Source organism: Streptomyces sp. NPDC039430, from assembly GCF_055639435.1.
In genome coordinates, this window is sequence record NZ_JBVKAK010000022.1 from 100,636 (window position 1) to 124,418 (window position 23,783).

The following is a 23,783-nucleotide window of genomic DNA, read 5'->3' on the forward strand; positions in this document are numbered from 1 at the left end:
CCCGTTCACCAGGCGCTGAAGAGTGAACTGGCCTGACGGAGTGGTGCTGTTGCGGCTGACCTCTGAGACGGTTCGGCTCTTCGGCCGGCAGTTGTCCGAGGGGGCGCGGAAGCAGCTGAGACCGACTGGAAGTACGTGCTGTGGACCCGGCTCACGTCGGCTGATCGCCCTGTCGTCGGAGTGGAGCCGTTCACCGACGGTCCGCCGTTCGTCGCGTCGGGAGTCGGTCCCCGGGACCAGAACCCGACTACGGGTTCCAGGCGGATGTGCTGGCTGCCCGCCTGTTGGTCTTTGTTCCGGGCTGGCGTGGCCGGGACGGGCCGCTCACTGATGACCAGCGTGACTGGTTCAGCTACCTCGGTCCGGAAGTCAACGCCGTGCTGCCCCGCGGTGGAGTGAACAGGCGGCGGCAAGTCTCCGGCTCGTAGAGGTTCCGTGGCTCGTAGAGGTTCCGTGGCTCGTAGAGGTTCCGTGGCTCGTAGAGGTTCCGTAGAAGCCTGCAATGCCAGGTGCCGGGCGGCTGCCGTCGTGTGCCGGCCGGTGCGGCCACGTATCCGGTAGCGCGTCCAGCCCGGCCGCGATGTGCCACGTCAGCTCGGCACTTCCTCCCGTCGTCGGTCATCGCCGGCTGTGACGGGGATGGCGTTGTCGATGAGGACGGCGGCGATGGCGGCGGCGGTGGGGAAGGCGTCGGCGTTGAGGACGCGGGTGCGGGCCGCGGCGCCGTCGATGAGCAGCGCGAGCTGCTCGCCGAGCTGTTCAGGTTCGGCGGCGCCGGCTTCACGGGCGGTGTCGGCGAGCCGCGCGGCGACGGCTTCCTTGTAGTCGCGCGCGTACTGGGATGCCGGGTGCTGGGGGTCGTGCAGTTCGACGGCGGCGGCGATATAGGGGCACAGGGGGGTGGTGGGGGGGATGTCGAAGGCGGCGAGGAGCCGTTCGCGGGGCGTGAGGTCGGTGCGGTCGAACACGCCGGACAGCACGGAGGGATCGAACCGGCGCAGGTACTCCGCGACGAGTTCGTCCTTGCCGGTGAAGTGCTGGTAGGCCGTGCGCTTGGACACCTGGGCCGCCACGCAGAGCTGGTCCATGCCGGTGCGGTTGATGCCCTGCTCGCGGAACAGTTGCTGGGACGCGCTGATGATGCGCTCGCGGGCGCCCCGGCCGCGGCGGCGGCCCGTGGGGCCCTTCTCCAACTCCGTCATGAGCCCATGGTACCCCAGCTCGGTAACGACCGGTGTACATAGTTTGCGTCCCGGCCGCCCGCCCGATAGCGTAAGCACACAGGGCGGTGTACATAACTCCGTCGCCCCAGGTACACACGGCACCACCGACTCAAGGGAACGACTATGGGAAAGCTCGACGGCAAGGTCGCGGTCATCACCGGCGGCACCACCGGCATGGCACTGGCCGGCGCGAAGCTGTTCGTCGACGAGGGAGCACACGTCTTCATCACCGGCCGCCGCCAGGACGCCCTGGACGAGGCCGTGAAGCAGATCGGCCGCAACGTCACCGGCGTCCAGGGCGACGCCGCCGACCTGGATGACCTGGACCGCCTGTACGACACCGTCAAGCGGGAGAAGGGAAGCCTCGACGTGCTGTGGGCCAGCGCAGGAGGGGGCGAGCCCGCCCCGCTCGGCGAGATCACCGAGGCCCACTTCGACGCCGCGTTCTACCTCAACGCCCGCGGCACCCTGTTCACCGTGCAGAAGGCCCTCCCGCTCTTCAACGACGGCGGTTCCATCCTCATGACCGGCTCCAACGCCTCCCTCGGCGCCTTCCCCGGCTGGAGCGTCTACGCCGGCAGCAAGGCCGTCCAGCAGGCCTGGGCCCGCGTCTGGCTCAACGAGCTCAAGGACCGCCGCATCCGCGTCAATGTCCTGACTCCCGGCCAGGTCGCCACCGCCAAGCAGGAAGAACTCTTCGACGAGGCCACCAAGCGCCAGTTCGAGTCCCTGATCCCCCGCGGCCAGATGGGCCGCCCCGACGAAATCGCCACCGCCGCCCTCTTCCTCGCCTCCGACGACTCCAGCTACGTCAACGGCATGGAACTCGTCGCCGACGGCGGCACCACCGCTATCTGAACCGAACAACCACCACCAGGGCAGGACATCTCATGAGCGACATCAGCATCATCGGCACCGGGAACATGGCCCGCACCATCGGCGCGCGGGCGATAGCGGGCGGCAACACCGTCGAGGTCATGGGCCGCGATCACTCCAAGGCCGCTGACCTGGCCAAGGCTCTCGGCGGCGGCGCCACGGCGGGCGATTGGGGCACCGCCCCGGCCGGGGACATCGTCATCGTGGCCCTGCTGTACGACGGCGTCGTGCCGGTCGTCGCCCAGTACGGAGACGCTCTCACGGGCAAGGTCATCGTCGACATCAGCAATCCCTTCAACTCCACGTTCGATGGTCTGGCCCACCGTGAAGAGACCTCGATCGCGCAGGAAGTCGCCAAGGCCGCCCCGGCAAGCGCCGGCGTGGTGAAGGCGTTCAACACCGTCTTCCGCCATGTCCTGGAGAAGGGTCGGCCCGATGTCTTCATCGCGGGGGACAATGCGCAGGCCAAGGCAAGTGTGGCGGCGTTCATCGAGACCCTCGGGCTGCGCCCTCTGGACGTCGGCGGCCTGAAAATGGCGCACTGGCTGGAAGGAGCGGGCGTGGTCACGGTGGGCCTCGCCAACCACGGGATGGGGAACGTGGACTTCGCGCTCAGCATCACCGAACTTCCCGTCTGAGTTGACGGTTGGCGGATCGCCGAAAGGACTCGCCAAGTGAGGCCGTGGCGAGTCGGCGGGGTAGCCGTCCTGCGCGTCCTTCCCGAAGGCGAAGATCGCTCCGTCAGGTCGAGGACCGCTCCGTCCAGCAGTGCCTCGGCCGCCTCCAGCACCCGGGCCACCGGGCAGCCGGGCAGCCGTCGGTGAACTCGGCGAGCGGCCTGGTCACACGCGTTGGGGTCTGGCTGTTCGTCAAGGCCGTAGCCCGGTGGCGTGCGCCATCAGATCCCTGCGCCGTAGCCACCGAACGGGACCATGATCGCCCGGACAGGCCCTGGTCGCCGACGTACGATGCCTGCCCCCAGGCCCAGGCCTATTGCGAGCGCCGCCGCGCCGTCATGAGAATGCGAGCAAGTTGATCCGCTCAAACTCATGACTGGCGTCGGCGGCTGTGACCATCCGCCTGAATGACATGCAACGGGTGGTCTATGGCTCACGAGCTTTCTTAGCGATTCGTTGTGGGTAAATCGTCATACCCTGTGCCTACTTGGAGCCCACCACGCCTGCCAGAAGATTTGCTGTGCCTTCGGGCGCCTCCACCTGGAAGTGGTGGCTGCCGAGGTCGACGAGCACGATGTCGAAACGGTCCCCGTAGCGCTCGATCGCTTCCTGATCTGTAAGTGCCCGTATCGCGAAGACGGTGATCGGCTGCTTCGTCTCGCTCAGCGCTGCTTCCATGTCCCAGCGAACCAGACCGCCGATGGAATGCAGGCCGGCAGGCTGCCGCACCGCGACCATCTTCTCGAAGTACGCGTCCTTGAGGGCCTCGTCGGTTCCCGCAGGCGAGCCTCCCTCGACCAGCCCCCGCACCCCTTTTTCGAAGTCTTGGCGGAAGAGGTTCTCCATCGCCTCGACCCGCTCCGCACTCTGCTTGGGAAAAAGGCCCAGGTAGTGCAGCGCATCGAGGGCCACGATGTGCGACACCTTGTCGGGCAGCTGTCGGCCGACTTCGACAGCAACTGCCCCGCCAAGAGAGTGCCCGGCAACAACGGCCGTGTCCACCGATTCCGCTTCCAGGACAGCGGCTACGTCGCGACCGAATTCTTCGATCGTCCAGACGTTCCGCGTCGACCGCGACTCGCCGTGCTCAGCGAGGTCAACGGCGATGACTCGAACGGTGTCAGGCAGGTGATCGGCGATCGCGTCGAAGTCAGTCCGATTTAGACCCCATCCATGGATGAGCGCCAGCGTCGTTCCCGAAGCGGGGCCACTGACCGTGTACCTGATGGTCGTGTGGTCTTCCCGCTGAACCTCAAGATGCTTCTTTTCCTTGGTCGTCATGATCTCTCCTTGTCAAAGGTGGTCAAAAGCCGTGTTGGTCGGCGTGTGGATATTGCTGGGCAGCTCAACCGCATGGGGTGATCTCTGCGGTTGCAGCGGAGTGGCGCTCTACGCGTACCTGGTTCAGGCGCAGTGCCAGGGCGGAGAAAGTGATCACCGCGATTGCGAGCGCGTAGATCCCCGCTGCCGTCCTCAGTCCGATACTGGTAACGGCGATTCCTCCGAGTACGGCGGGAACGCTGTTTCCCAGGTAGTTGATAACGTTCGCCAAGGCGAACACCGCGCCGCGCTCATGCGGCTTGGCAACGCGTGTCAAGGTCCCAAAAGTGGCCAGTACTGAGGCGCCGAAGCCGATACCGGAGATGACGGTGCCGACGGCGGCAAGCCAGGCGAGGTCCTGCGCCACCCCGGAGAGCGATATCAGCGTGCCGGCCCCGAGCAGTGCGGCCGATGGGGCCAACAATATTGCAGCCGGCCTGGAGCGGAGCAGGGTTATGGCGACCGCTCCGGTGCCCGCCAGGAGCGTCACGACGACGCCGCCGATCAGGTGGCTGTGGAGCCCCAGCAGCTGGGCTGCGACGGATGGGCCGAGGGAGAGGTACATGCCGGCGAGAGCCCAAGCGGCAATTCCCGCAGGCACAAGCGGCACAAGGTCTGCGCGCAGATGGGCGGGCATCGCGACCCGCGGGCGCAAGGAGGCAACGGCACCCGGGCGGCGCGGCGAGGTTTCGGGGGTCCGCGCGACCACCACCGCCGCCGCTGTCATTCCGGCGAGCAGCAGTGCGTAGACCAGCCGGGTCGGTGACGGGGCGAGTTCCACGAGCATGCCACTGCCCAGTGCACCGGCCGCGAGTCCGCTCAGGGGTGCGATGGAGGTGACGACCCCAGCCCGCCCGCGCACAGGCTCAAGGTCGACGAGCATGGCGCTCAGAGTCGTTGTCGCGGCCCCGGTCGCTATGCCCTGCACTACGCGGGCGGCGGACAGGACATACACGTTCCCCGCGACCAGAAAGAGGATGAGCGCGACCATTTCCAGTGCGATCGCGGCAGCGAGGACTGGCCGACGACCGAGATGATCCGACAGCCCTCCTACGGTCAGCAGCGAGGCCAGCAGACCGAAGACATAGAGAGCGAAGACGACGGTCAGTGCCCACGCTGTGAAATGCCACTGCTCCTGATAGATCACATAGAGCGGGGACGGCGCGCTGGAAGCGGCCAGAAAGAGGATAAAAACTGCGGCTACGGCCGCGAAGGCGCCCTTGCCCGGCCTGCGGTGCGAAGCGCCGAAGGACGTGTGCTTGGCCTTCGTACCGTCCGGCCTTCCGGCCCCAAGGCCCCCGGCAGCGCGATTTATGGATGTCATCGGAGTTTCCCTTCACCTTTCCGGCTACGACTCTGCTCTCACAAGGCCCGGTCGTACTGATTCGGCCAGGACGAGGGGTCGTCGCGGCGGTGGTAGAGGACGAGATACGGATCGCGCGGCAGTGCCCTCCCCATCAGCACCGCGTCAGCTTGGCCACTCGCCACGGCTTCGCCTGCCGGCGACATGTCGGCGATCTGCCCAAGTGGAGCGAAGGGGAGACCCGACGCCTTGGAGGCCGATACCGACGGCTGCCAGTTCCTGGGCGAAAACTGTCGCCTCGTCAATAGAGATGCCACCTTCGACCCATTACCGTCCGCAGCGGCGCAGTACTGAGCCATCGGAGACATCCGCACACGGTTGGCGACCGTGACGTCCCGCAGTTGCAGGGGGCTCATCTCGGGGCCCACGAATGCTGGACCGGACACAGCAGGACTCACCCCCTGAGGCGCAACATCGCAGCGATCATTGCGTTAGTGGTTGGAGCCTAACACAAACGCAGCGAACGATGCGATACAAAGGCAGTGATCAGTGCAATACTGGTCACATGCCTGCTACGACATCCCCCCGCCGCACCGAAAGTCGGCCCGGCGGCCGCTCTGCCCGGGTCCGGGCGGCGGTCCACCAGGCCGTCAAGGACCTACTCACCCACGAAGCCAGTGAACTGACCATCCCGGTCGTGGCCTCTCGCGCCGGCGTGCACGCCACCACGGTCTATCGCCGCTGGGGCTCCATCGGCGAACTGCTCGCCGACGTCGCCACGAGCCGCTTCTCCGGCGACATCGTGGTACCGGACACCGGGACCCTCCGCGGCGACCTGGAGCGGTATGCGTCCGACCTGGCAAAAGACCTCTGCGACCCGGACACCCTCGCTCTGGTGCGAGCCACCATCGGCACAGGCGGAGAACAGGGTGCTGCCGCATGCCGCGGCGAACGCCAGCAGCAACTCGAAGCCATCCTTGAACGCGAGCAGGCCAGAGGCCATGAGCGCCCGACACTGGAGCGGACCACAGACGCCATACTCGCCCCCCTTTACTACCGGGCCGTCTTCACCAACGAGCCCCTCACCTCCGAGTGGGCATACGGCCTTGTGTCTCACCTGCTGCCAGATGAGAGCGGCGCCGCCAAGGCACCTGACTCCGCATCCGACGATCCGCTCGCGGACTGACGGGCCTGGCTTCGCTGTTCCCGCGGAAGCAGCTCACTCACGAGCCTCGGTACGAGGAAGGCCGTGGCCGTGTTTGCGTTCGCGGTAGTCGTGCTCGATGCGCCGGCGCATCCTGGCGGGTTGGTCATCCAGTAGCCGCTGGGTTCGTCGGCTGGGCAGTACGCGAATGTCCTCACCGGCCGCTGTGTTCCCGGCCGCTGTGTTCCCGGCCGCGGTCGTCATGAGGAACCGCTGCCCGTCTGCGGGCAGTTCGCCGATGATCCGTACGCGGGAGTAGCGCCCGCCCCGCTCAGCGCGGATACGGACGTTGACGTTCCACGGGTGGTCGGGCTCGCGCTCCGGATCCACACCGCGCGTGAACGCACTCCTTCGGCGCGAATCGCGTGAGCAGCTCGCGCGGGACGACAACGGACGTCTCGTCCTCGGCGACGTCTCGCGGTTGCGCGAGACGCCGAGCCGCTGATCCCGGTCCGGATGTCGCTCGCTGCGAGGGCCCTCGTTTATACCCGCGCGTTCCTCGGCGCCGGCATCGCGGGGGCGGTCGGCGTCGGAATCGGTACGCCGTTGCTGGTGGCGGGCGCCGGAACCGAGTCGACCGGAAATCTGCTGCGGAGCGAGCGGCCCCTCCCCACCGCGTTCACCCGTCGGCTGACGGTCCCCCGGGTGCTCAGCCCGGGCAGGTCCGATGCGGACGGGGATCACTATCGCATCGTCCAGACCGCCGCGTCCGCGTCGATCGTCCCCGGTGCCACGACCCGGATCTGGGGGTACAACGGCACCTTCCCCGGGCCGACCATCGAGAGCCGGCGGGGACGACCCGCGATCGTCACGCATGTCAACCGCCTGCCCGTGCCAACGGTCGTCCATCTGCACGGTGGTCGCACGCCGGCGTCCAGCGACGGCCACCCCATCGACTTCGTCTATCCCCCGGGCATGAGTCACCACGGCGGTCACGGCGGCGATTCGATGGTGGGTGACACGACACACGGATCCCGTGAGTACACGTTCCCTCTCGGCCAGCGCGCCGCCACCCTCTGGTACCACGACCACCGGATGGACTTCACCGGGCCGAGTGTGTGGCGTGGCCTCGCCGGATTCCACATCCACCGTGACGAGGAGGAGGACGGACTGGGGCTGCCGTCCGGCGCACGGGAGCTCCCGCTGATGATCACCGATCGCAGCTTCGCCGCGGACGGCTCGTTCCGGTACCCGAGCATCGATCCGGGCCTTCTCCACACCCCGGGAGTGAGCGACGACTACGTCGCCGGCGTACTCGGCGACACCATGCTGGTCAACGGCGTCCCATGGCCCGTCGCGGAGGTGGACGCCGTCCAGTACCGGCTGCGGATCCTGATGGACGTGATCGTCGACTTCTCCGGGTACCGCCCCGGCACCGAGGTGACCGTCGTGAACGACTTCGACGACGGCCCGATGGGGAAGGTGATGCGGTTCGTCGTCGGAAGGCCCGCACGGGACGACTTCGTCCTGCCTGCCAGGCTGTCAACCGTCGAACGGCTCACCGCGGAGCAGGCCGTCACCACCCGGTCGTTCTCCTTCCGGGCCGGTGAGGTGCGCGGCGGGCACGGATGGCTGATCGGTCAACGTGCCTTCTCACCCGGTCACATCGCCGCCGGTCCCCGGCTCGGCACTGTGGAGGTCTGGCGCCTGCGTGCCGACTTCCATCATCCGGTGCATCTCCACCTGCATCCGTTCCAGGTACTGTCGCGTGGCTCCGAAGGGCCGGGCCCGTTCGACGCCGGCTGGAAGGACACCGTCGACCTCCGGCCTGCCGAGGAGGTGGCCATCGCGATCAGATTCGACGGATACCGCGGCACGTACGTTTTCCACTGTCACAACCTTGAGCACGAGGACATGGCGATGATGACCAACTTCGTAGTGCGGTGACGTAAGGGATCAGCCGCTGCCTTGTCGCACGGAGCGTGCGGTGGCCGTCGTGACATCGACAAAACCGTGTACGAGCGGCCGCCGGTCACGCCGCCGCCACGCGACGACGAGAGGGCTGGGCGCGACACCGTCCACCGGAACGACAACAATGCCGGGTGCCCGGTTGATCGTCAGCGGAGCGAGCCCGATCGAGTTGGACCACAGCACAGCCTGAATGCATTCCCGTACAGTCCGCACGATGGTGTCGGCTCCGTCCGCGGGCTCGCGGCCGCCGGCCCAGTAGTCCCTCCAGAGCGGGTCGGCGGTGTCAGGGACACGGAACCAGCGACGGTCCCGCAGCTCGTCCAACTGCAGCCGCTCGCGGGAGGCGAGCGGATCCGTCGCCTGCATGACGACGCCGACCGGGTCCCGGCGGATCTCGGCGACCGCGACTCCGGTCGCCTTGAACGGGCCACGCGTGACAGCGACATCGACCAGACCTCGGTCGACCCCCACCGTGGGGTCGGTGAGGTCTCCCTCGACCATGCGGATCTCGACGCCGGGATAGCGGGAGCGGAACGCCTCGATGAGCCCGCGGCCCGCACGGTCCACGCTGTCGGCCAGCGTCCCGATGGTGATGGTGCGCACATCGGCCGCCTGTGACACCAGTGAAGGCAGGCTCTCGACTCGCGCGAGCACTTCCCGTGCTTCGGGCAACAGCGCGTGGCCGGCCTGGGTCAGGGTCATCCCGCGCGCGGAACGCGTGAACAACTCGACGCCGAGGTACCCCTCAAGCTGCTGAATCGCCCTGCTCAGCGGCGGCTGCGACATGTGCAGCCGGGTCGCCGCCCGGCCCACGTTGAGCTCCTCCGCCACCGCGACGAAGTAGCCAAGAGAGCGAAGATCCACCACCCTTCAACCATACCCTGACGGTATTGCCCTGCCTGATCAGGTGTTGGACCGCCGTCCCCCGACCGGGGTCCAATCGAAGAGTGACCCACGAGAAGAAAGCCATGCTGAACGAACGGACCGAACGCGGCATCGCGGTGTATGCAGAGACCTTCGGCGACAGCGCGCGAGCTGCCGAGCCTGCTCTCGGACCGGGTCGGGAGACGATTCGCCGGAGAGGCCATTCTCGCGGCCGGAGGGCCGGCTTGGAACGACCCGTCGCTGGACGATCGCAGCCGCAGCGTCGCGATCCTCACCGCACTGATCTGTGAAGGTGTGCGCGGCAATCGGTTCACCACACACCTGCAACGCGCGGTCCGTGCCGGGCTCGACCAGCCCGCGCTCGAAGTACTCACCGTGCTGCTGTCCCTGTACGTGGGCCAGGCACGCACGTCCCTGGCGGCAGAGGAGATCCACCACTTCTTCCAACAACCCGTTCCGGAGACCAGCGCACAGCAAGCGCCTCCAGAAAGGCCCATCCCGTGATGTACATCTTGACCGGCGTAGTACTCGCCGGTATCGCCGCCGCGCTCATCGTATTCCGGTCGTTCCGGCCTGCCCCGCTTCCGGCACCGGCGCCGTGGACGGGCCCGCTGCCGGACGCCTCACCCCCCGCCGACATGGCGATCTACAAGCTCCCGACCGGTACGTACGAGAATCGGGCCTTCCTGGCATACCGCGGCGGAGCGTTCAGTGAGCTGCGAAAGTTCGCGGCCACAGCCGTGCTCGTCCGGCATCCCGCCGGCGATCTGCTGATCGACGCCGGATTCGGCGCGAATGTCGAAGCGCACATCGCGACCATGCCGTCCTACCGGCGGACCCCACACGAACCCGGTGACACGGTCCGGGATCAACTGGCCGCGACGAACTACGACATGGCGCGGCTGCGAGGCGTCGTCATCACCCACGCCCACTGGGACCATGTCAGCGGCTTGGCGGAGCTTGACGCGCCGGTCTGGATGAACCCGGCGGAGGGCCGGTACGTCGACCGCGCCAAGGATGCCGTGGTGTTCCGCGAGGTCACGAGCCGTCGCGAGATCCACCACTACACGTTCGACGGGCCACCGTACCTCGGCTTTCCGGGCAGCCATGACGTCTACGGCGACGGCTCGGTGGTCATCGTGGAGGCCGGAGGACACACGGACGGCTCGGTCGTGGTCTTCGTCAGTCTTCCGGACGGCCGCCGGTTCGCCTTCATCGGCGACCTGACCTGGCAGATGGAGGGTGTGACCCTTCGGGCGGAGCGGCCGAAGATGCTGCGGATACTCGCGGACGTCCACCCGACGCAGGTGCGGGACGGACTCCTGCGCATCATCGCCCTGGCCGGCCGGATGCATGTGGTGCCCGCTCACGACGTCCGCGCGTACGATCCGATCCCCGACTGGACCGCCGGCCGCCACAGCGGTGTGTGACCCTGACCCCGTCGGCATCGAGCACGACGGCGGGCGGCCGCACGCCGGTCATGCTCGTGCCGGTTGGGCGAGAACGGCAGCGCTGATGATCCGCACCGCACGGTCGACGCTCTCAGTGGTGACCTCGGAAGAAGCCTGTTCCGATTCGTGAACGAACGCCGTGGCACCGCGTCGGCTGCCGCAGTAGTCGACGATCCCGTGCTCGATCTGCGTCCGCAGCGCCGCCTCGTACCCATGACGCTCGTACGCGCCGGCATCGTCACCGGCAATGGGCAGGAGATGCGTTGTGAGTGCCTGAAGTCCCGGGCGAAGCCCGGAAGCCGGAGAGTACTCGAAGGCCCAGCCATTGATGAAAACGCGGTCGATCCACCCCTTCAGCAGCGCGGGCATCGACCACCAGTAGACGGGGAAGATCAGTACGAGATCGGTGGCACGCTCAAGCCGCCGGTGCTCACGTACGATGTCGGCCGGATAATCGCGGCCCTCCCGGTACGCGCGGCGGTCCGCCAGGGTGAATCTCGGGTCGAACCGTTCCGCCGACAGGTCTGCGACCTCGACTGACGTGGGGTGAAGAGCTGTCTCAAGCCTTCCCAGTACGTGATGCGTCAGGGATTCGGGTTCTGGATGCGCGGTGATCAGCAAGGTATGCATCGGCGCCTCTGTTCGATCGGGGTAACCTACTAGTAGTAGGTTACCCCGATCGAGAGGCTGGTGGACATGACCGCGCGACGGCTCTCCAGCGCCGACCGGCGAGCCCAGCTCGTCGGTATCGCCCGTGACATCATCGCCACCGAAGGCTCGGACGCCCTCACACTCACGTACCTGGCCGGCAGAGCGGGGATCTCCAAGCCCGTCGTCTACGATCACTTCCCCTCACGCTCGGCGCTGCTCCTGTCGCTGTACCAGGACTTCGACCATCGGCATATCACCGACCTGCGCACCGCGTTGGCGCACACACCGCCGGAGTTGCGTCAGCGGGTCGAAGCGATCGCGACGGCTCATATCGCGTGCGTGCTCTCCCAAGGCGCCGAGCTCGGTGGAGTGCTGGCCGCACTCGTCGGTTCTCCGGACCTTGAGAAGACGAGAAGGGAATCCGAGCGCCGCTACCTCGACGTCTGCCGACAGGCCATAGAAAGCGCCGACGGCGCCGCCGTCCTCGGCGAAGAGGCAGCGATCGCATTCCTGGGTGCCGCGGACGCCCTGGGCGAGGCGGCCGCTCGTGGGACCATCAGCCCTGGACTCGCCCGGTCAACCATCACCACCGTGCTGCTCGGCCTTGTCAACTCCTAGAACGGCCTGTCACACCGGGGGTCGGGAAGGCCGGCGTGCGGCCCTCGGTCTCGCCCTCACCACCGCGGGTCAGGTGCTGATCGCCAGGCGTCTTCGGCGGCCTGAGTGGTGGGATGGGTGGGAAAAGTATGTTCCAGGCCGACGTTGCGGAAGATCCGGCCGACGCGTTCGGGGACGGCGGCCAGTGCGATGGTCGAGTTCGCTGCCAGGGCGTGGTTACGGGCGGCGATGAGCACCGTGATGCCGGTCGAGTCGCAGAACGTGAGGCCGCCAAGGTCGAGAGTGAGCTGCTGGCCCGCGCGTAGTCCGAGTCCGGGCAGGGCCGCGCGTACCTCGGGTGCCGTGTGGTGGTCCAGTTCCCCGGTGAGCTCGATGACCGCTCCCGCGGTGGTGATACGGCTGAGGAAGGTCAGGTGCTGGGTCACCGCTGCTCTTCGCTGCCGAGCCGGGGTACGTGGATGGCCAGGATGGCGGTGTCGTCTTCCACTCCGGCGTCGAAGGTGTCGAGAAGGTCGCGGATCGCGCCGATGGTGGCTGATGCGGTGGTGGGGGCCAGGGTGTGGCCGAGGTCGTGGAGGGCGTCGTCGCCGTAGCGGTCCCCGCCCGCGGGAGTGCGGGCTTCGGTCAGACCGTCGGTGTGCAGGAGCAGCGTGTCGCCGGGGTCGAGGCGGAGGGTGGTGGTGGCGATGTGAGCGTGCGGCAGGATGCCGATGAGCTGCCCGCCCGGGGTGGGCAGATAGTCGGCGGTGCCGTCCGCGCGCATCAGCAGGGCAGGGGGGTGTCCGCCGCTGGCCAGGGTGATGTGGAAGCCGCCTCGATCGGTGTCGGGTGTGAGCAGACCGAAGATGACGGTGCAGAAGCGTGGGTCGGTGCCGTTGTACTCGTGGTTCAGGACGGTGTTGAGGTTGGTGAGGACGGCGGCCGGATCCGGGTCGTAGACGGCTGCGGCGCGCAGGGTGTAGCGCGCGAGAGAGGTGACGGCCGCCGCGGCGGCGCCCTTGCCGCACACATCACCCAGGAACATTCCCCAGGTGCCGTCAGCGAGTGGGAACAGGTCGTAGAAGTCGCCGCCGACCTCATCGAGAGAGGCGATGTGGTAGTAAGCGGCCACTTCCAGGCCGGGCACATTGGCCAGGGCGGGCGGAAGCAGCGTCTTCTGCAGTGTGACGTTCAGGGCCTTCAGGCGTTCGCGTTCCCGCTCCGACTCCTGGCGGGCGCGCAACAGTTCGCTCTCATACGCGCGGCGGTCTCGGGCATCGAAGACGGTGGTGCGGATCAGCAGTGGCTCGCCGTCGCTGCCCGTACGGACGGTGGAGGTCACCAGGACCGGCAGGCGGCTGCCGTCGGCAGCGTTCAGTTCCAGGGCGATGCCGCTGATCTCGCCCTGCATGCGCAGCAGCGGTGCGAAGTGTGTCTCGTGGTAGAGCCGGCCGCCGACGGTGAGCAGGTCGGAGAACGTTCTGCGGCCCACCAGAACGTCGCGTTCGTGGCCGAGCCAGCCCAGCAACGTTGTGTTGATCTTCGCGATGGTGCCGTCCAGAAGGGTGGAGAGGTAGCCGCACGGCGCGTTCTCGTACAGGTCCTCCGCGCTGTCCTCCAGCAGTGCCAAGAACTGCTCCCGCTCATCAGCCGACCCGCGCTCCACGTTCCGGCCGCCCTCTTCCTCGCCGCCGGCCCTGCCCATCATCCGCCCGCTCCGGCGAACGCGGCGATGGCCGCGGCGGTCTCCTCCGGGGCGGCGAGCTGGGGGCAGTGCCCGGTCGCGTTGAGCGTCACCAGCTGACTGCCGGGAATCCGCGACTGTACGAACAAGCCCACCTCGGGCGGGGCGATGGCGTCGCTGGAGCACTGGGCGACCAGCGTGGGGACGCTCACCCGGGCCAGGTCCGCGCGGTTGTCCGACAGGAACGTGACTCTGGCGAAGACACGCGCGATGTCCGGATCGGTGCGGCAGAAGCTGTTGGTCAGCTCTTCGCCCAGTTCCGGCCTCTCCGGATTGCCCATGATGACCGGGGCCATGGCACCCGACCAGCCCAGATAGTTCGCGTCCAGGGACTCCAGCAGCTCGTCGATGTCTCCGGCGCTGAACCCGCCCCGGTAACCGGAGGCAGGGTCGTCGATGAAACATGGCGAGGGCGCGAGCAGGACCAGGCGTGCGAACGCCTCGGGCTGCCGCGCCACGGCGAGCACCCCCATCATCGCGCTCACCGAGTGCCCGACGAACGTCACCGGGCCGAGCGCCAGTTCACGACAGATCTCCAGCACGTCCTCGGCGTAGCCGCCCATCGTGGAGTACCGCTCCTCGTTCCACGACGACAGATCGGAACGCCCCGCCCCCACGTGATCGAAGAGAACGACGGTGAAGTCGCGTTCCAGGATCGGTACCACCAGGCGCCACATGTGCTGGTCGCATCCGAACCCGTGCGCCAGCATCACCACCGGGCCATCAGCCCGGCCGGTCACCGTCACATGGTTCCTGATCCGCACGTCCATACGACTCATAGTCGCAGACGCCATCGCCGAGGCCACCGGCAGCAACGCGATCGACGCGCGTTCTCCTCGGGCGTCATCTCGTGCACGGTGGGCAGGTGCGCGGCCCGTAACCTCAGGGGGCCGTCCGGGCCCCGGTGGCGACGACGTACATGTGAGGGCTCTTCACGCCCCCCGCTTGGCCTTGCACATGCGCCCAGAGGCACTCTCCACGCGGACGAAGAGATCCCGACGCCGGGAAGCGACCGGCTGAAGCAGCTCCGCGAGCGCCTCGCCGTTGGCCGCGAGCTCGTGAACGGATCATAAGTGAGCCTTCTTGAGGCTTCTCCAGCAGATCGACCCGCTCACTCGAAAAGATGGCGGTTGGCTCGGCTCCAGGCGACTCGTTGGGCGAGGTCGTCGAGGTAGCCGTTGACCAGCGGATTTGCGGCTGCAGGTTCCGCCCGGCGAGCCCGCGGACCTGCTCGGTCGCGGTCTGCTGGACATCGATGACCACGCCGGCCAGGCCATCGGCGGAGGTCAGGCCGTAGACGTCGGCGAACAGCTCCAGACGGTGGCGTCGGTCGGGTGGCTCGGGATACCGCAGCCGGCGAAGGCACTCGGCGTCATCCCGGAACGGGGCCACGAATGCACAGGCCGTCGGAGCGGGTGGCAGCAGAGGTCAGCCGGCCTTCGTGGGCTTCTCAGCTCGCGCGCGCGTGCTGCCCTCCAGTCACAGCCCCGTGACGTCCTTGGCCTTTTTCAGCACGGAGCCGAGCGCGTCCACCGCGGCGTCGTGCCGCCTCGCGCGTGACGCCACGTCCGCCGGCACCAACCGCTCGGCGGTCTGCACGGCATAGGCATCCGGGTCGCCGAAAGCGGCCTGCGGGTGCTCTCCCGAATCCGCGCAGTGCGCCGTGACATCCTTGACCGCCTGGAGCACCACTGCCCGGTCCACGCCCGGCTGCATGGCCAGCCGTACCTGGAAACGCGCCATCCACTTCTCGCGGTCCTTCTCCCTCGCCGCGTCCGTTGTCCGGTCCTTCTTCGCCACGTGCACTCCCGCGTGATCGGCATTCGTCCGTCATGAAATGAGACGCCAGGTGATCGAAGCAGGTTGCACAAACACCGAGACTGATGAGTCTCAGGTGACTGCAGGGACCACAGTGGCTCTACCGACCCGGTCCACTGCCGTAGAACGTCACAGATCACGAGTTCTGGAACAGCTTCGGCCGACACCGAGCAACCCGCGACGCGCAGTGCGCCGAACTGTTCGAAGCCCGCTCGGAGACCGGCTATCGGAACGCCGACCCGTTCCGCGCCAGCACGCGGGCCGGACACGGCATGCTCAAGCTGTTCGACGACCTCGTACCCAAGGCCCCGACAACGACCGGCAGTTGGCGAACCATCCGCCTGGCCGGGGCTTCCGCCACGCACCTCGGCCTGGGCGGCGCCGAGCATCCCGCTGGCGGCGCCGATGGTCTCGGCCCGCAGGTGCTCCTGGTCGACCTGGACCAGGCGCGCGCCGGGTGACGCCGGCACGTTCGGCTTGGCCACCGGGACCAGGCCGACGTCGCGGGCCTCCGCCAGCAGCAACACGCGGACGCTGACCTTGAAGTCATCCATGTGCGGATCTGCGCCGGAGGGCTGTCAGGGGTGTCCGCCGCACCCGCAGCCCGTCATGGTCGCCCCCTCCTGGGGCGGCGAGGTCTGGGCGGCGGCCTCTTCCACCGCCGCGAGCAGCCGGCTGCGTTCCTGCGGTGGTATCCACCTGCCGTCGACGACCACGCCATGGATGCGGCGGGTGTTACGGATGTCACGCAGTGGGTCGGCGTCGAGGACGAGCAGATCGGCGGCCTGTCCGCGGGCCACGGTGCCGACGGCGGGCAGGCCGAGGGTGCGGGCCGCGTCGCGCGTGGCCGCGCGCAGGGCCTCAGCCGGGGTGAGGCCGGCCGCCACGAGCAGCGCCAGCTCGTCATGGAGGGCGAAGCCCGGGACGAGGTATCCCGTGCCGGTGTCGGTGCCCGCCGCCAGCCGCACACCCGCGCCGTGCAGCTCGCTCACCAGCCGGAGCCGGTGCGCGAAGATCTGACGGATCCGCCGGTCCTGCTCGGGGGTGCGCCCACCGGTCAGGGCCGCCAGCTGGTCCGGCCAGCTCTCCACCTGCCAGGCGGGCAGGTACTTCCACTCCTCGGCCCGGGACGGAACGTCGTCGGGCAGCTCCAGTGTGCGGTGCACGCTGAGCGTGGGGACGACTGCGGTCCCATCGGCCGCCAGGCTCCGGAAGAGGGCGTCCGCCCGGTCCCGGTCGTAGCCCTGCACCGCCCGCCATTCGAGGGGATGCACCTGCTGGAACCAGCTGTGGTAGCGGGACAGGCTGCTTGGGTCGCGCGGGTCGATCCGTACGGCGGCCAGGCGGCGCCGTATCTCCTTCTCGTGCCGCGAGGTCGCCAGGAGCAGTGCGTGCAGGTGCTCGATGGTGCGGTGGCCGGTGGCGCTCGCCTCCGCGATCCGTACGGTGTCGGGGCAGTGCCCGAGGTGGGGGATGCCCTGGCGCCGTGCCTCGTCCGCGATAGTGAAGTAGGCCTCGCGGGACAGGCGGGAGTACACCTTGACGAAGTCCGCGCCCTCGCGCTTGACCCGCCGTACGGCGCGCCGGGCCTCGGCCGCGTCGCGCACCTCGATGGTCGGGCCCACGTCGGCCGCCCACAGTGAGGGCGCTCCGTCGACGATGGGGCTGCCGACCAGCCAGCGGGGGCCGAGCAACGCGCGGCTGCGGATCTTCTCGCGCCACTCGTGGTGGACCGGCTGACCCCGCATCTCCCGGACCGTGGTGACGCCGGCGAGGGCGTACAGCGCCGGGATCACTGTCTCCGGGCCGTCGCTGTGGGTGTGCGCCTCGATCAGTCCCGGGATCAGGTACTTGCCGGTCAGGTCGACCGTACGGGTGCCCGGGCGGAGCCGGGTGCGTGCGCTCGGGGCGAGTCCGGTGATGCGGCCGCCCTCGACGACGACCGTCATGCCGGGGGCCGGGGGTGCGCCCGATCCGTCGATCACGGTGACGTGGGTGAACGCCAACGGGCCGGTGTCGGCGCCGTTTCCGGCCCCCGTCCCGGCCGCGCGTGCCGTGCCGGCGGCCGCCGTGCTCGTCAGCGCCGTACCCGTCACGGCGGCGGCCCCGGCCAGGAAGCCTCGTCGGGCCATGCCGCGATGTGCCCCGACTGTTGCTTCGGACATGCTGTTTCCCCTCCCACTTGTGATTCCGTCGGCCGTGTCCGCCGACCCCCACGACTCTGGCGGACACGGGGCGACAGGACAGTGCGGCCAGACAGTTCATGTGGGGGTGTTGCTGGCACCACCGAGGGCCGTCCCCGGCGCTGGGGTTGCCCCGCCCGTCAACCGGCCGCCGGCCGGAGTGACCACGCCGCGTCGCCCCGTCGCCGTGGGCTCACGGACTGTCCGCGGTGGAATCCGGCCCTTCTGCGGACGGGCTTGGGCAGCAGGAGCAGGCCGTCGTCGGCCGCGGCGGCCTCGGCTTCCGCGAGTGCCCGGTAGAGCGAGGCGACTGAGGGGGACTTGCCCGCGTTCATCCCGGCCTTGACGGCCGGCTTCTTTCGGTGACCAGCGTATGCGACGAGCTCCTTGAGGCAGGCGACCAGCTCTGTGCCCGTCGGGGGCAACCACACCTCATTCATGCGGCGGCCGGGGCACGCCGGCAGGTCCGGCCCTACGCCGATACAGCGGTGCCACGCGGACCCGACGTCGACAGCGCCCCTCATCCGCCGGAAACCCACCCGTCGCGCACTAGTGTCCAGCACACTGCTTCGATCTGTGGCCCCGTCTTCCCGGCGCACCCCTCAGTGCTGCGCCGACCCGTCGGCGGGCCCGCCGGCCCCGAGCCGGCCATCACCACCGATGTCAATCACCTCGCGGTCGAGTTCCGCGACCCGCCCCGGAGGCAGCCATGCCGAATGACCGTCCCTATGCGGAGAAGGAGTTCGCCGAGATCAACGGGGTCCGGATGGCCTACATCGACGAGGGAGAGGGGGCTCCGATCATCTTCCAGCACGGCAACCCGACCTCGTCCTACCTGTGGCGCAACGTGATGCCGTACCTGGAGGGTCTGGGTCGGCTGATCGCCTGCGACCTCGTCGGGATGGGCGACTCCGCTCCGCTGCCGTCGTCGGGCCCGGACAGCTACTCCTACCAGGAGCAGCGGGAATACCTGTTCGCCCTCTGGGATCACCTCGGCCTGGGCGACGACGCCGTGTTCGTCGTGCACGACTGGGGTTCCGCGCTCGGGTTCGACTGGGCGTACCAGCACCAGGAGCGGGTCGCCGGGATCGCCTACATGGAGGCGATCGTGGCTCCGAGGGAGTGGGAGGACTTTCGCGTGGGCCGGGAGATCTTCCAGGCACTCCGTTCTCCGGCCGGCGAGTCCATGGTGATCTCCGACAACGTCTTCGTCGAAAAGCTCCTTCCGGGCGGAGTCCTGCGGGACATGACCGAGGAGGAGATGGCCGTCTACCGCGCGCCCTACCTCACTCCCGGTGAGAGCCGGCGACCCACGTTGAGCTGGCCCCGTCAGCTGCCGATCGCGGGTGAACCCGCCGACGTGGTGCGGATCGTCGAGGAATACGGCCAGTGGCTGGCCACCTCGCCGGTGCCGAAGCTGTACGTCGAGGTGGACCCCGGCGTGATCCTGCTCGGGAGACAGCGCGAGTTCTGCCGGGCCTGGCCGAATCAGACCCAGGTGAACGTGCCGGGTAACCACTTCGTCCAGGAGGACAGCGCGGATCTGATCGGCCCCGCGGTCGCGGACTTCGTCCGGGACATCCGCGGCACCGAACCGCGTCGGTAACCGAGGCCGGTGCCGGTCCGCGATCCTCCGGCACGCCGGGCCGCGCCGGCGGCCGGGCGGGGTGCCGCAGTCATCGCGAGCGCGCGATCCTGAACCCCGGGCCGTCGATACGCGGGGTCGGCCGGCTCTTACGGCGGCAGACGCCTGGCACGCCCCACGACGGGTCGTGCACCTCCCCGGTCAGGATGCCCCGCGCCATCTGTGCGCTTGCGCCACGCCACGCCGCGCCCCGCCCCGCCCCAGCGTGGCGCCTGCTGGACAATGACGGTTTATTTCTGTCCAACCCCGGTTTCGAGCACTGCACCAGCGCGGTTACCACCTGCGCCTGGCGCAAGGTCTGACCGGGAACACTGAACCACAACCAGCGGTGGCCGGTCATCGCGACCGGCCCCCGCCGCGTAGTCTCAGCCAAGCGGAACCCAATCGTCCTTGACCGCAGGGGGCTCCGGCCGCGTGCTGATGGGCTCGCACGATCGTGGAGTCCACCGAGACGACCCAGTTCAGCTCCCCGTCGGCGTCGGCCTGTGCCACAAGCGCGGTGAACAAGCTCGGTGAACAACCGCTCCCACGTGCCTTCGGCGGACCACATCCGCAAGCGGTTGTAGACGCCCCGCCAGTTGCCGTACCTCTCCGGCAGCTGCCCCCACTGTGCCCCGGTCTGAAACTTCCAGGCGATTGCGTCGATCACCTCTCTGTGGTCCCGCCATCGGCCGCCCCGCTCCGTGTCCGGTCCGGAAGCAACGGCTCGATCCGCGCCCACTGCGCGTCAGTCAACGGCACACCCGGACAACGAGCGACGATCCGGAGGGAGCGACTACACGCAGCCGGTGCCATCGGTTTGGGCGGTAACTGTCCACCAGGAGGTCACTCTGACAGCCATCGCTTCCGGCTCTGACGGAAGAGGGGTGAGACCGAAGTGATCTTCCAGCTCATGCCGCAGGAACTCGCCGATCTCCGCTTGGTCGGCGCCACGCCGGAGCCGCTACAGGAGAGGGACAAGCATGCAGTCGTACTCGTCTTGCACCTCGTCAGCGACGCCGATCGGATCCCACTCATTGAGCAGATGCCGCAGGTCGAGCTCGAACAACCTCTCGGCGCACTGCTGGGCGCCGGAGCGCAGGCGGAACTCCTGTCCGTCCACACCGGCGAGATCAACGCGCGCCAAATGGACATCGACCCGGCCGGAACCTTTACCGTGGACAAGAAGGTCGCCGACGCCCGTGTGGGTGACTACGATGCGCTCCTGCTGCCCGGCGGCACCATGAACCCCGACCAGCTGCGCACCGACCCCGACGCCGTCGCCTTCGTGAGGGAGTTCGTGGAGACCGGGAATCCCGTTGCCACCATCTGCCACGGACCCTGGACCCTGGACCCTGGCAGAGGCTGGCGTGCTGCGCGGTCGCCGCCTCACCTCCTGGCCCAGCATTCGTACTGACCTGCGCAACGCCGACGCCGAGGTCGTCGACGAGGAGGTCGTGATCGACCGCCAGCTGCTTTCCAGCCGCGGCCCGCAGGACCTCCCCGCCTTCTGCGAGGCGCTCATCGAATGCTTCGCCAACGCACCGCAACCCGCCTGATCGGGAGAAGACGTACCTGGCCGAGAGCGTGGCGCGCAGCGTTAGTGCAATGGCACGGAGGACATAGAGGTTGGCGCTGGCGCGCATACGTTTGGTGGCAGCCCAACGTTGCAAAAGCCGAGATCGCAAAGCCACCGCAGAGGAGATCGTCATGGCAAGCAGCAACCGCGCCATCGTCTTCCAGAACCCGAAAGACATGCGCGTTGAGTCTCTGGACTTCCCGAAGCTTCAGATGCCGAACGGCAAGAAGGCCCCGCATGGCGTCATCCTCAGGATCGTCGCCACCAACATCTGTGGGAGCGACCTGCACATCTACCGCGGGTCCTTCCCGGTGCCCCAGGGCATGGTGATGGGGCACGAGATGACCGGGGAGGTCATCGAGGTCGGCCCCGACATCAGCTCGCGGTTGTAGTGCATGATCGGTGCCTGCCCGGCGGCGATCCGCGGCGATCCGCGGCGATTTGATCCAAGCCTTGCCGAAGTCGACCGGGTACGTTCCCTCCTGCTCGGCCTTCGACTTTGCGAGCGGGTCGGGGCCGTAGACGCCGATGACTCCGGTGGCTCCGCCCGCGCGGGTGGCGTCGATCACCTGATTGATGGCGTATGCCGGGGCCATGTCATCGGCGTCGAGGCCGATGCCGTGTGCCTCGTTACCGACGTAGTCGACTGCGCAGTCGACCATGGGTTCGCCAAGGATGGCTTCGATCTGGTCGGTGAGCGCTGCGTTCTGGCTCAGGTCGATCGTCTCGCAGCCGTTCTTCTTCACCAGCTCCAAGCGGTCCTTCCTGTAGTCGCCGACGATGATGCAGGACGCTCCGAGGAGGCGCGCCGCTGCTGCGCCGCAACGGCCGACCGGGCCGGCGCCGGCGATGTACACGGTTGAGCCCGGCTTGGCACCGGCCTCCATGAGGCCGTGGAAAGCGGTGGACAGGATGTCCGAGAGCAGCGCCAGGTCACGCATCTTCGCCATGGCCTGGTCCCTGTCCGGGAAGCGCAGGAGCTGGAAGTCGGCGTACGGGACGAACAGGTATTCGGCCTGGCCGCCGGTCCAGTCGCCCAGGCTGAAGCCGTATGCTCCGCAGGCCACCTTGAGGTTTGTGTTCTCGCAGACGTCGGTCCGGCGCGCCCTGTAGTTGCGGCATCGGCCGCAGGCGACGTTGAACGGGACAGAGACGAGGTCGCCCTCACGCCTGAGGCCCGCCCTCATCCGCCCCGCAAACGCACGAGCGACAGCGTAGTGGGCAGCTGGAACGCCACGTAGTCGGTGTCGGAGATGACACTGTCGATCATCGGATCTGCGACGCCGTGGGCCTTGTCCCGGAAGCCGCCCGCTCCTCCGTGCCGCTTCGTCAGGCTCGCGCCGTTGCAGGAGAGGTCGGTGAGGTCCCAGTCCATCGCGCCGGCCGGCTGGTGGGGACGGTCCCTCTCCGGCTGGCCGGCGCACCGGCCGTCCTCAACCTCCGGCTTGAGGCCGGCGCCCGCGGTGAAGGAGTCGCCGATCGCCACGTACTTCGGACGCGGCGTGGGCGTCACCGTTCCAGCGGCCGTGGAGACCGTGGCGGGGGCAAGGACAGAACCGACGGCGAGCACGACGGTGGCTGCCGCCGTGGCCCGCCCGCGCAGACGGCGGAACGAGACCCCGACGAGCCGCGACCTACCGCGGAATCGGTGACCATATTCACCGTTTCTGCGAAGCGAACCGACCGTCAGGCGAGGGGTGGCCGCAGGACCTTCAAGGTCGGTAGGAGCAGTCCGGTACCGAGGCGCAGAATTGCGCTGACCCTCTTGCCGCCAGACGGCCGGCGTGAACGAGGTGCCGTGGGCGAGGCGGTTGACCATGGGCCAGCCGAAGCCTCCGGTGCCGCCGTTGAGGTCACGGGTGCGCATGCGCGGCGCCTGCGGGCTGCGGTCGGTCGTGCACGGCCACCTCGATGCTGTCCGGGTGCGCGGTCATGTCCAGGGTGCAGCTGCCGCCGCCGCGGCGCGAGGCGTTGGTGACGAGCTCCGAGACGACCAAGGCCACGGCGCCGGCCTCGGCTGGGATCGGATCTACGAGACCGGCGTGGAAGTCCCGGGCGCTGCGCGTGCGACGGCGACGGACGTCGCGGATCGCGCGGGTACGACAGTGACGCTCATCGTGTCCACCAGATCACCCTGGCCCTTGCATCGTCATGCCCGGTTGTCTGCGCGGTGCTTGTGCCCGGCCGTGGTCCGCCAACCCCTGTGTCATCGCCGTTCGAGTGCGATTACCTCATCATCGAACGCGCGAAAATCTATGGTGGCTGGAGTAGACATTGGGTGGTGGCCTGGTTATGGTTTCTCTCGTAGCCCAGGAAGTCAGCAGGGCCTGGCAGAGACGAACTGCCGGGCAGCAGTACCCGCAGTTGCATCGCAGGACGGTGCGGTGGCGGAGTTTCGAAGCCAGGGTTGTTGCGGGACGGCGACGGGACTGGCGACCGGACCGGGTGGCCCGCAGTGATCAGGGGTTGCCGTGAGCAGTACCGCAGTTGACGCAGTACCCAGCAGTGAAGTCAGTGAGCAGCACCTCGGTGAAGGCGTCGGCTGCGGACGCGCGCACCGGGAAGTTCGGCAGTGGGGTTCTAAGACCGTGTCCTACATGGTCAGTTTGAGGAGCCGTTTGTAGCAGCAGAGAGCGGATGCCAGGCCGAGAAAGGCCAGGTAGTTGTCTGGTTTCCGTTCGTAGCGGTGGTTGAGGCGTCGGTACCCGGTCAGCCAGGACATGGTGCGCTCGATCAC

Annotated in this window: 25 protein-coding genes and 3 pseudogenes; 10 read left to right on the forward strand and 18 right to left on the reverse strand. The window is 68.2% G+C overall.

The genetic code is table 11. From position 1 onward, the window contains the following. Positions 1–590: 590 nt before the first annotated feature. Positions 591–1,202 (reverse strand): TetR/AcrR family transcriptional regulator, encoded by a 612-nt coding sequence (locus ACZ7LS_RS34065; RefSeq protein ID WP_385133676.1) that lies wholly within the window; start codon positions 1,200–1,202, stop codon positions 591–593. Between the two features lie 144 nt (positions 1,203–1,346). On the opposite strand from ACZ7LS_RS34065, the gene ACZ7LS_RS34070 reads away from it, so the two are divergent. Together ACZ7LS_RS34070 and ACZ7LS_RS34075 are read left to right on the forward strand one after the other, a co-directional pair. Next, a complete protein-coding gene (locus ACZ7LS_RS34070) occupies positions 1,347–2,081 on the forward strand; it encodes an SDR family NAD(P)-dependent oxidoreductase (protein WP_030354521.1) in 735 nt (244 codons plus the stop codon). A 32-nt stretch (positions 2,082–2,113) separates the two neighbouring features. After that, positions 2,114–2,737 carry an NADPH-dependent F420 reductase gene (locus tag ACZ7LS_RS34075; protein WP_385133672.1) on the forward strand — a complete coding sequence of 208 codons (624 nt, stop codon included), beginning with the start codon at positions 2,114–2,116 and terminating at the stop codon, positions 2,735–2,737. A gap of 522 nt (positions 2,738–3,259) precedes the next feature. Here the strand turns inward: ACZ7LS_RS34075 and ACZ7LS_RS34080 are convergent. The 3 genes from ACZ7LS_RS34080 to ACZ7LS_RS34090 all read right to left on the reverse strand — a co-directional run bounded on the left by ACZ7LS_RS34080 (position 3,260) and on the right by ACZ7LS_RS34090 (position 5,584). Further along, positions 3,260–4,057: an alpha/beta fold hydrolase gene (locus ACZ7LS_RS34080; protein ID WP_385133669.1), complete on the reverse strand. Its 798-nt coding sequence runs from the start codon at positions 4,055–4,057 to the stop codon at positions 3,260–3,262. 64 nt (positions 4,058–4,121) lie between these two features. Next, complete coding sequence (locus ACZ7LS_RS34085) at positions 4,122–5,420, reverse strand: MFS transporter (RefSeq protein ID WP_385133666.1); 1,299 nt, start codon at positions 5,418–5,420, stop codon at positions 4,122–4,124. Positions 5,421–5,458: 38 nt separating this feature from the next. After that, positions 5,459–5,584, reverse strand: coding sequence for a hypothetical protein (locus ACZ7LS_RS34090; protein ID WP_382516368.1), 126 nt, complete (start codon positions 5,582–5,584; stop codon positions 5,459–5,461). A 380-nt stretch (positions 5,585–5,964) separates the two neighbouring features. On the opposite strand from ACZ7LS_RS34090, the gene ACZ7LS_RS34095 reads away from it, so the two are divergent. Then, on the forward strand, positions 5,965–6,585 hold the full coding sequence (locus ACZ7LS_RS34095; protein ID WP_385133662.1) for a TetR-like C-terminal domain-containing protein: 621 nt from the start codon (positions 5,965–5,967) through the stop codon (positions 6,583–6,585). Between the two features lie 33 nt (positions 6,586–6,618). On the opposite strand, the gene ACZ7LS_RS34100 is transcribed toward ACZ7LS_RS34095, so the two are convergent. Beyond that, entirely contained in the window at positions 6,619–6,933 is a 315-nt protein-coding gene (locus ACZ7LS_RS34100) for a DUF6879 family protein (RefSeq protein WP_382665101.1), read from the reverse strand. A 126-nt stretch (positions 6,934–7,059) separates the two neighbouring features. On the opposite strand from ACZ7LS_RS34100, the gene ACZ7LS_RS34105 reads away from it, so the two are divergent. Then, positions 7,060–8,490, forward strand: a complete 1,431-nt coding sequence (locus ACZ7LS_RS34105; protein WP_385133659.1) for a multicopper oxidase family protein — start codon at positions 7,060–7,062, stop codon at positions 8,488–8,490. Positions 8,491–8,499: 9 nt separating this feature from the next. Here the strand turns inward: ACZ7LS_RS34105 and ACZ7LS_RS34110 are convergent, their stop codons facing one another. Continuing rightward, positions 8,500–9,381 (reverse strand): LysR family transcriptional regulator, encoded by an 882-nt coding sequence (locus ACZ7LS_RS34110; protein ID WP_382970750.1) that lies wholly within the window; start codon positions 9,379–9,381, stop codon positions 8,500–8,502. Positions 9,382–9,519: 138 nt separating this feature from the next. On the opposite strand from ACZ7LS_RS34110, the gene ACZ7LS_RS34115 reads away from it, so the two are divergent. After that, positions 9,520–9,903 (forward strand): hypothetical protein, encoded by a 384-nt coding sequence (locus tag ACZ7LS_RS34115; RefSeq protein WP_385133656.1) that lies wholly within the window; start codon positions 9,520–9,522, stop codon positions 9,901–9,903. Continuing rightward, positions 9,903–10,829: an MBL fold metallo-hydrolase gene (locus ACZ7LS_RS34120; RefSeq protein WP_385133653.1), complete on the forward strand. Its 927-nt coding sequence runs from the start codon at positions 9,903–9,905 to the stop codon at positions 10,827–10,829. The genes ACZ7LS_RS34115 and ACZ7LS_RS34120 overlap by 1 nt, the downstream gene beginning before the upstream one ends. A gap of 48 nt (positions 10,830–10,877) precedes the next feature. Here ACZ7LS_RS34120 and ACZ7LS_RS34125 read toward each other — a convergent pair whose 3' ends face one another. Beyond that, the gene (locus tag ACZ7LS_RS34125; protein ID WP_385133650.1) at positions 10,878–11,480 is read right to left on the reverse strand and encodes an NAD(P)H-dependent oxidoreductase; all 603 of its coding nucleotides are present in this window, start codon (positions 11,478–11,480) and stop codon (positions 10,878–10,880) included. 66 nt (positions 11,481–11,546) lie between these two features. On the opposite strand from ACZ7LS_RS34125, the gene ACZ7LS_RS34130 reads away from it, so the two are divergent. Then, complete coding sequence (locus tag ACZ7LS_RS34130; protein WP_382516346.1) at positions 11,547–12,119, forward strand: TetR/AcrR family transcriptional regulator; 573 nt, start codon at positions 11,547–11,549, stop codon at positions 12,117–12,119. Between the two features lie 56 nt (positions 12,120–12,175). Here the strand turns inward: ACZ7LS_RS34130 and ACZ7LS_RS34135 are convergent, their stop codons facing one another. The 4 genes from ACZ7LS_RS34135 to ACZ7LS_RS34150 all read right to left on the reverse strand — a co-directional run bounded on the left by ACZ7LS_RS34135 (position 12,176) and on the right by ACZ7LS_RS34150 (position 15,642). After that, positions 12,176–12,544 (reverse strand): STAS domain-containing protein, encoded by a 369-nt coding sequence (locus ACZ7LS_RS34135; protein WP_385133647.1) that lies wholly within the window; start codon positions 12,542–12,544, stop codon positions 12,176–12,178. Continuing rightward, positions 12,541–13,806 carry a PP2C family protein-serine/threonine phosphatase gene (locus ACZ7LS_RS34140; protein ID WP_385133644.1) on the reverse strand — a complete coding sequence of 422 codons (1,266 nt, stop codon included), beginning with the start codon at positions 13,804–13,806 and terminating at the stop codon, positions 12,541–12,543. Before ACZ7LS_RS34140 ends, ACZ7LS_RS34135 begins: the two co-directional genes overlap by 4 nt. Further along, positions 13,803–14,612, reverse strand: a complete 810-nt coding sequence (locus ACZ7LS_RS34145) for an alpha/beta fold hydrolase (protein ID WP_385133642.1) — start codon at positions 14,610–14,612, stop codon at positions 13,803–13,805. The genes ACZ7LS_RS34140 and ACZ7LS_RS34145 overlap by 4 nt, the downstream gene beginning before the upstream one ends. A 709-nt stretch (positions 14,613–15,321) precedes the next feature. After that, entirely contained in the window at positions 15,322–15,642 is a 321-nt protein-coding gene (locus ACZ7LS_RS34150) for a hypothetical protein (protein ID WP_385133639.1), read from the reverse strand. Between the two features lie 290 nt (positions 15,643–15,932). On the opposite strand from ACZ7LS_RS34150, the gene ACZ7LS_RS34155 reads away from it, so the two are divergent. Next, positions 15,933–16,121: a hypothetical protein gene (locus ACZ7LS_RS34155; protein WP_385133636.1), complete on the forward strand. Its 189-nt coding sequence runs from the start codon at positions 15,933–15,935 to the stop codon at positions 16,119–16,121. Between the two features lie 117 nt (positions 16,122–16,238). Here the strand turns inward: ACZ7LS_RS34155 and ACZ7LS_RS34160 are convergent, their stop codons facing one another. After that, positions 16,239–17,825: an amidohydrolase family protein gene (locus tag ACZ7LS_RS34160; protein ID WP_385133633.1), complete on the reverse strand. Its 1,587-nt coding sequence runs from the start codon at positions 17,823–17,825 to the stop codon at positions 16,239–16,241. Between the two features lie 158 nt (positions 17,826–17,983). Then, a complete protein-coding gene (locus tag ACZ7LS_RS34165; RefSeq protein ID WP_385133630.1) occupies positions 17,984–18,268 on the reverse strand; it encodes a hypothetical protein in 285 nt (94 codons plus the stop codon). Positions 18,269–18,552: 284 nt separating this feature from the next. Between ACZ7LS_RS34165 and ACZ7LS_RS34170 the strand changes: the two genes are divergently transcribed. Then, a complete protein-coding gene (locus tag ACZ7LS_RS34170) occupies positions 18,553–19,449 on the forward strand; it encodes a haloalkane dehalogenase (RefSeq protein WP_385133627.1) in 897 nt (298 codons plus the stop codon). A gap of 70 nt (positions 19,450–19,519) precedes the next feature. Here ACZ7LS_RS34170 and ACZ7LS_RS34175 read toward each other — a convergent pair whose 3' ends face one another. After that, positions 19,520–20,209, reverse strand: a complete 690-nt coding sequence (locus ACZ7LS_RS34175; protein ID WP_385133624.1) for a transposase — start codon at positions 20,207–20,209, stop codon at positions 19,520–19,522. Between the two features lie 303 nt (positions 20,210–20,512). On the opposite strand from ACZ7LS_RS34175, the pseudogene ACZ7LS_RS34180 reads away from it, so the two are divergent. Further along, positions 20,513–21,026, forward strand: a pseudogene (locus tag ACZ7LS_RS34180) (type 1 glutamine amidotransferase domain-containing protein). On the opposite strand, the gene ACZ7LS_RS34185 reads toward ACZ7LS_RS34180, so the two are convergent. The 4 genes and pseudogenes from ACZ7LS_RS34185 to ACZ7LS_RS34200 form a co-directional block, all read right to left on the reverse strand. Then, positions 20,989–22,113, reverse strand: a complete 1,125-nt coding sequence (locus ACZ7LS_RS34185; protein ID WP_469450155.1) for an MDR/zinc-dependent alcohol dehydrogenase-like family protein — start codon at positions 22,111–22,113, stop codon at positions 20,989–20,991. The pseudogene ACZ7LS_RS34180 and the gene ACZ7LS_RS34185 overlap by 38 nt on opposite strands. Before the next feature lie 116 nt (positions 22,114–22,229). Further along, positions 22,230–22,559 carry an SGNH/GDSL hydrolase family protein gene (locus ACZ7LS_RS34190; protein WP_385133619.1) on the reverse strand — a complete coding sequence of 110 codons (330 nt, stop codon included), beginning with the start codon at positions 22,557–22,559 and terminating at the stop codon, positions 22,230–22,232. Between the two features lie 173 nt (positions 22,560–22,732). Continuing rightward, positions 22,733–23,171, reverse strand: a pseudogene (locus ACZ7LS_RS34195) (ATP-binding protein). 468 nt (positions 23,172–23,639) lie between these two features. Further along, positions 23,640–23,783: pseudogene (locus ACZ7LS_RS34200) on the reverse strand (IS5/IS1182 family transposase); the annotation flags it as partial.